The organism is Kitasatospora sp. NPDC047058 (genome assembly GCF_040643935.1).
Lineage (GTDB): Bacteria > Actinomycetota > Actinomycetes > Streptomycetales > Streptomycetaceae > Kitasatospora.
In genome coordinates this window covers 1-2,596 of record NZ_JBEYVJ010000682.1, presented here as the reverse complement: position 1 = coordinate 2,596, position 2,596 = coordinate 1, and the positions used below count along the sequence as shown (strand labels likewise).

The 2,596-nt window shown below is 76.3% G+C and carries 3 protein-coding genes; 2 read left to right on the top strand and 1 reads right to left on the bottom strand.

All coding sequences use genetic code 11. The features are described from left to right. Together ABZ885_RS39270 and ABZ885_RS39265 are read left to right on the top strand one after the other, a co-directional pair. Positions 1-1,096: XRE family transcriptional regulator (locus ABZ885_RS39270; RefSeq protein ID WP_360199702.1), on the top strand; the 1,096-nt coding region annotated here is incomplete at its 5' end. Between the two features lie 174 nt (positions 1,097-1,270). After that, positions 1,271-1,735, top strand: coding sequence for a rhodanese-like domain-containing protein (locus tag ABZ885_RS39265; protein ID WP_360199700.1), 465 nt, complete (start codon positions 1,271-1,273; stop codon positions 1,733-1,735). 89 nt (positions 1,736-1,824) lie between these two features. On the opposite strand, the gene ABZ885_RS39260 is transcribed toward ABZ885_RS39265, so the two are convergent. Then, positions 1,825-2,596, bottom strand: a 772-nt coding sequence (locus ABZ885_RS39260; RefSeq protein ID WP_360199698.1) for a DUF4344 domain-containing metallopeptidase, incomplete at its 5' end; no start/stop codon positions are given.

Sequence of the window (2,596 nt, the reverse complement as noted above, 5' to 3'; positions counted from 1 at the left end):
CGGCCCCGAACCGCTCGTCCCGCCGCCGGCGGCCGGCGAGCCGCCCCGCCGGCTGCCCGACTACGGCCTGCTCTGCCCGCTGCACGGTGCCACCGGCTGTGCCGTCCCCGAACCCGCCGAACTCGCCGCCCTGCACGCCGCGTTCTGCGCCGCCGACCCCGGCACCGCACCGCCCCTGGACGCCGACACCGCCCACGCCCTCACCGGCCTGCTCGCCGCCAGGCTCCGGGCCGGCGAGTCACCCGCCGGCCCCGGGACCGGCCTCGTCGAGGAGACCCTGCGCGCCGTCCTCGGCCGGCTCGGCCGCACCCGGTCCGCCGCCGCCCGCCGCCCGCTCGCCCGGCTCGCCGCCGAATACGCGCACGCCGCCGGCGGACTGCGGATGCAGCACGGCCGCAACGCCACCGCGATGGCCTGCTTCGACCGCGCGCTCGGCTGGGCCGAACTGGCCGACGACCCGGCCACCCAGGTCGCCTCGCTCAGCGACATGAGCACCCTCGCCCGCCTCGACGGCGACCCCGCCGCCGCCCTCGGCTACGCCCGCGAGATCGCCGACGCGGCCCCCGGCCGGCACTGGGCCGGCGCCATGTCCCAGATCGGCCAGGCCCGCGCGCACGCCCTGGCCGGCGACGTCCGCGCCACCGTCCGTCACATCGGCCGCGCCCGGCTGCACCTGGACCACATCGGCGAGCACGACGAGAGCGACGCGCCCTGGCTCACCATCGCCTCCATGCGGCTACGGGTCGAGTCGGCCGCGGCCGCCGCCCTGCGCGACGCCGCCGCGGCCGTCGACGACCCCCGGTTGGCGCTGCGCGCCGTCGACGCCGCCGGCACCGCGCTGCGCCTGCTCGGGCCAGGCCAACTCCCCACCACCCGCATGCTGTTCACCATCCGGATGGCCGACTGTCACCTCTGCGCGCACGACCCGGGGACCGCCGTCGAGCTGCTCACCCCGCTGCTGGGCGAGATCACCGAACTGCCGGCGCTGGTCCGCCACGAGCTGCGCGGCCTGCGCAGCCGGCTGGCCGCCGCCGGGCTGGCGGGGATCGGGTCGGCGGGGATCGGGCCGGTCGGGTTCGGCCTGGCGGGGGCCTGACGGACGCGGGGCCCCTGACGGACGCGGGGTGGCGGACGGGTGCCCTGCCGGCCCGACTGGCGGGATCTTGACGACCATAGGCGATCACGCCGCTCGCGGGCCCCGCCCCCGACCGGCGAGGATCGGACCACCGCCGAACAGGGCGGGCCCCGGACCACCGTGAGGAGCACCCCGATGACCGCCAGCGCCGTTCTCAGCGTCCCCGCCGCCGACCCCGCCGTGGCCGCCGCCCACTACCTCTCCCGGCTCGCCTTCGAGGCCGACGTCTCCGACGTGCACGCCGACCTGACGGCCGGCGTCCCCGGCGTCGTCGTGGTCGACTCCCGCAGCGACGTCGCCTGGGCGCAGGGCCGGATCCCCGGCGCGGTGCACATCCCCACCGCCCGGATCGCCGAGCTCGCACCGCAGCTGATCGACCGCTCGGTCACCGTCGTCACCTACTGCTGGGGCCCGGGCTGCAACGGCGCCACCCGGGCCGCACTCGAGTTCGCCCGGCTCGGCTACGCGGTCAAGGAGATGCTCGGCGGCTTCGAGTACTGGGTGCGCGAGGGCTTCGCCCACGGCACCGACCACGGCACCGAGCAGCGGCCGGTCGACGACCTCACCGCCCCGCGCTCCGGGATCTCCTGCGCCTGCTGAGGGCGTGCGGGCAGCACCGTGCCCCGGCGGTGTCCTCCGCCGGGGCACGGTGGTGTGCCACACGCCGTCCTACGGCGCCGGGCCGTCCGTCAGACCTTGAGGTACGGGCGCAGCAGCGTGCTCCACGAGTCGTCGATCGACTGGTACTCCGCCGGACACCGCTGCGCCCGGTCCTCGGGCAGCACGCCGTCCGGGTTCTGCGCCGTCTGCACCACGTCGGCGTACCCGTCCGGGTCGGAGCCGTAGAGCCAGCACACCCAGTCGTAGTAGCGCTGCGCGTTCAGCGAGTGCTCGGCGGCGTACGCCTCGATCGGGCGCTGCCCCTCCTCCTCGGCGGAGGCCAGCGCGGCCCAGGTGTCGATGGTGCTCACGGCGTAGGCGGTGTGCTGCTCGTCGTCGGCCAGCAGCAGCATCGCCAGCTGGTCCACGGCGTCCTCCTCCCGCCCCGTGACCGGCAGGTCGTAGAGCGCCACCAGGCCGTGCCCCAGTTCGTGCAGCAGGGTGGAGTTGGTGAAGCCGACGAGGTCCTGCGCGACCGCTTCGGACTGCTCGTCCGCGGTGCCCGTGGTGTTCTGCGCGGTGAGCAGGGGCTCCAGTTCCTCCAGCAGCTCGTAGCAGAGCGTGATGGACTGCGTGGCCGGGTCCCAGTAGGCGTTCGCCTCTCCGCAGCTGGCGGCCTGCAGCGGGATGTCCTGCGGCAGGGCGATCCGGGCGGTCGCGTAGTCGGCGACCCCCTCCAGGACCTGGCGGTCCTGCAGGAACGCCTCGACCTGACGGTCCGTGTCCGTTCGGCCCGGCGTGTAGGAGACCACCAGCCGTCCGTCACCGGGTGGGTCCCCGGCCCCGGCGGCGGCCGCGGGC